This window comes from Kitasatospora sp. NPDC007106, from assembly GCF_040634455.1.
In the GTDB taxonomy this organism is placed as follows: Bacteria; Actinomycetota; Actinomycetes; order Streptomycetales; family Streptomycetaceae; genus Kitasatospora; species Kitasatospora arboriphila.
Genome location: NZ_JBEYFP010000685.1, coordinates 1 through 3,109, shown reverse-complemented (window position 1 = coordinate 3,109; position 3,109 = coordinate 1). Strand labels below are relative to the sequence as shown.

The window sequence follows — 3,109 nt, the reverse complement described above, 5'->3', positions numbered from 1 at the left end:
CGACGCCCGGACGGCCGGCCCGGCGGGCCCGGCGGGCCCGGTCGGCCCGGTCGGCTCAGCGTTCCTCGACGGAATGTACGAGGGCAGGTACCTGTCCCGGCCGCTGTTCCTCGGCCACGCCGAACAGGTGCAGCTCCACGCCGACCTGGAGAACCTGCGCACCGCCCTGGCGGCCCTCCCCGACCTGCTCTTCGGCGGCGACTTCGAGGCGTTCGCCCGGGCCGTCGGGCTGACCGACGTCCAGGTCTCCGCCGTGATGCGCGGCCGCGGCGCGACCGTGAGCCGGCAGACCCGGGCCGACCTCTACGCCGACGACACCGGCTTCAAGCTGCTCGAACTCAACATCGGCAGCGCCGTCGGCGGGATGGACAACCCCGACATGTGCCGGGAGCTGCTCGCCCGCCCGCACCTCGCGGACTTCGCCGAACGCCACAAGCTCGGCTTCGTGGACTCGCTCCGCGAACAGGTCGAGAACATCGTGGTGGAGAGCGGCTACGGCTCCGGGGACGACCCCGTGGTCGCGCTGACCGACTGGCCGGACGCGTACGGGCGGATGCTCCCCTACATGGAGGCGCTCTGCGAACGCTGGGGCGAGTACGGGCTGGAGGCGTACCCCTGCCACGTCGGGCAGCTGGAGGCGCGGGACGGCCGGGTGTGGCTGGGGGAGCGGCCCGTCGACATCGTCTTCCGGGTGTTCCTGATCGGCGACCTGCTCAAGTCGCCGGAGTCCCTGCGCCTGGTCGACCCGATCCTCGACGCCGCCGACCGCGGCGAGGTCCGGATCTTCACACCGCTGGACTCGGCCGTGTACGCCAGCAAGGGCGCCCTCGCCCTGCTCTCCGACGAGCGGAACCGGCGGCTGTTCGGCGCCGACGTGCTGGCGGGCCTCGACCGGATCCTCACCTGGACGCGGATGGTCCGTCCGGGCCCGGTCACCCTGGAGGACGGGGAGTCCGTCGACCTCGTCGAGTACGCCCTGGCCCACCAGCACGACCTGGTGCTCAAGCCCACCTCGCTGGCCGGCGGCACCGGCGTGCTGCCCGGCTGGACACCGGGCCTGACCGCACAGGAGTGGAGCACGCGCATCCACGCGGCGCTCGACCGCCCGTACATCCTCCAGCGGCGGGTCCGGCCCTCCGTCGAGCTCTTCGCGGACGACAACGGCGAACTCCGCCCCTGGACACCGCTGTGGGGGGTGTTCACCGTGGTCAACGGCTACGGCGGCGCCTACGTACGCGCCACCCCCGCCGACGGCGGAGGACTGGTCGTCAACCTCGCCACGGGGGCGCACGCCGGTCCCGTCCTCCACGGACTCGCCCCGAGCTGAGCAGTGGTGCACCGCAGCTCGTCCCGCCCCGACCTGCCGCCGCCCGGCGGACCGTAAGGACGTGGCAGCATCGGCATCGTGGTGATCTACGACGAACGGCTCTCCGTTCCGGTGCGCTGGTGGCTGGCCGCCGCGGCCTCCGCCGCCGGGCTGGCCGCGGCGCTGCTCCCGCTCGGACCGATGCCCGCGGTGGCCGCCGGCGCCCTGCTGCTGGCGGTCACGGCCTCGGTGCTGCGCGGCTACGGGGCGGTGCGCATCCGGGTCTGCGACGGTGTGCTGGTGGCCGGGCAGATCGTGCTGCGGGCCGAGCACTTCGGCGGGATCGAGATCCTCGACGAGACCGAGGCGCTGGCCTGGCGCACCCGGCGGGCCGGTCCGCGGGCCCGGCTGCTGATGCGCGGGTTCCTGCCGCAGGCCGTCCGGGTCGACATCGTCGAGCCGACCCTGCTCTGCCCGTTCGTCTATCTCTCCACCCGCCGCCCGGCCGAACTGGCCGGCGTTCTCGCCGACGCCCGCACCCGGTACGGCCTGCACACCGCGGCCTGATCCGCGCACGGCCCTGCGCCGGGGGTCTCAACGGCTCCCGGCGGCACGCCAGTCGGCGGCGAGGGCGGCGACGGTCGGGTGGCGCCCGGCCGGATCGGGGTCGGTGGCCCGGGCGATCACCGCGAGACCGGCCGGACCGCCGCGCCAGGCGCGTTCCTCGTCGCCGGCGTCCAGCAGCAGGCGGGCGGCCCTGCCCAGGGTGAACACCGTCGACCGGGTGTCGACCACGGCTTCCCGGGTGCACTGCTCCGGTGCCAGGTAGCGGCGCGAGCCCGGCAACCGGTCCTCCGTCAGGACGAAGGGCCCGGGTCGGTACTCGTCCAGGTCGACCAGCCGCAGGGTACGGGCCGCGAAGTCGTACAGCATCGAGCCGTCGTAGAGGTCGACCGCGATGAAGCCTGCGGCCTCGACCGCGAGATGGGCGTCCAGCAGCCGGTCCACCGCCGTCAGGACCTCCGGCAGCGGCAGCGCCCGGAACCGCGCCATCGGGCTGCCGGGACTCGTCCGGTCGCCGGGCCGCCCGGCCACCGGGTGGTACAGCACCTCGCCCGGGCACCACGGCAGGACGACCGCCGGGCGCCCGTCCGCGGTGAATCCGTGCACCTGCGGCACGATCGCCGGATGCCGGACCGCCCGGTGCAGGGCCCGACCGCGGAGCACCGCGGCAGCGGCCGCGTCCGTCCGTGCCGCCTTGACGAACCACCGCTCACCACAGGCGAGTTCGACCCCGTAGGAGTGGCAGCCGGAGTCCTGTGCGCGGAAGGCCGCGAACACCGTACCGAGGTGGCCGAGCAGGGACTCCAGCCCGGTGACCTCGCGGAGGCCGAGGACCCGGTGGCCGGTCACCGGACGCCGCCGGTCAGCAGCCGCCAGGGCGCGGTGAGCAGCGCCGCCTCCTCCGGCGTCGGCAGACCCGGGGCGCCGAGGGCCATCGCGGCGCCGAGCAGCGCGTCCGCGGCGCCCGACCAGGTCCGGCCGAGCTGCAGGCCGCCCGGCTCCCCGTCCGCGTCGTCCTCGACGACGGTGAAGGCGGCCTCGCCGCCCCGGGTGCGGGCGCTCGCGAGGACGGCGGCGTGCACGGCGAGGAAGCCGCGGCCGATCGGCGAGCCCGGGCGTCCGGCGCCGGGGATCAGCAGGGTCGCTCCCACACCCCCGGGAAGATCGACAACGGCGACCACGGCGACACCGCCTGCGACCACTACCACCGCTACAGCGAGGACATCGGCCTCATGAAGC

Annotated in this window: 4 protein-coding genes and 1 pseudogene; 3 read left to right on the top strand and 2 right to left on the bottom strand. The window is 74.9% G+C overall.

Annotation, left to right across the window (positions count from 1 at the left end; genetic code table 11):
* Positions 1–73 precede the first annotated feature (73 nt).
* Positions 74–1,327: a hypothetical protein gene (locus tag ABZ641_RS30745; RefSeq protein WP_359987059.1), complete on the top strand. Its 1,254-nt coding sequence runs from the start codon at positions 74–76 to the stop codon at positions 1,325–1,327.
* 78 nt (positions 1,328–1,405) lie between these two features.
* Positions 1,406–1,873: a DUF3093 family protein gene (locus ABZ641_RS30740; protein ID WP_344624793.1), complete on the top strand. Its 468-nt coding sequence runs from the start codon at positions 1,406–1,408 to the stop codon at positions 1,871–1,873.
* Positions 1,874–1,900: 27 nt separating this feature from the next.
* On the opposite strand, the gene ABZ641_RS30735 is transcribed toward ABZ641_RS30740, so the two are convergent.
* Complete coding sequence (locus ABZ641_RS30735) at positions 1,901–2,719, bottom strand: serine/threonine protein kinase (RefSeq protein WP_359987056.1); 819 nt, start codon at positions 2,717–2,719, stop codon at positions 1,901–1,903.
* Positions 2,716–2,952, bottom strand: a complete 237-nt coding sequence (locus ABZ641_RS30730; protein WP_359987053.1) for a hypothetical protein — start codon at positions 2,950–2,952, stop codon at positions 2,716–2,718. The genes ABZ641_RS30735 and ABZ641_RS30730 overlap by 4 nt, the downstream gene beginning before the upstream one ends.
* A gap of 63 nt (positions 2,953–3,015) precedes the next feature.
* Between ABZ641_RS30730 and ABZ641_RS30725 the strand changes: the two are divergent.
* Positions 3,016–3,109: pseudogene (locus ABZ641_RS30725) on the top strand (family 1 glycosylhydrolase); the annotation flags it as partial.

Excerpts from the sequence above, each read along its gene's own strand:
- ABZ641_RS30745 (WP_359987059.1), top strand. The coding sequence starts at position 74 with ATGTACGAGGGCAGGTACCTGTCCCGGCCGCTGTTCCTCGGCCACGCC.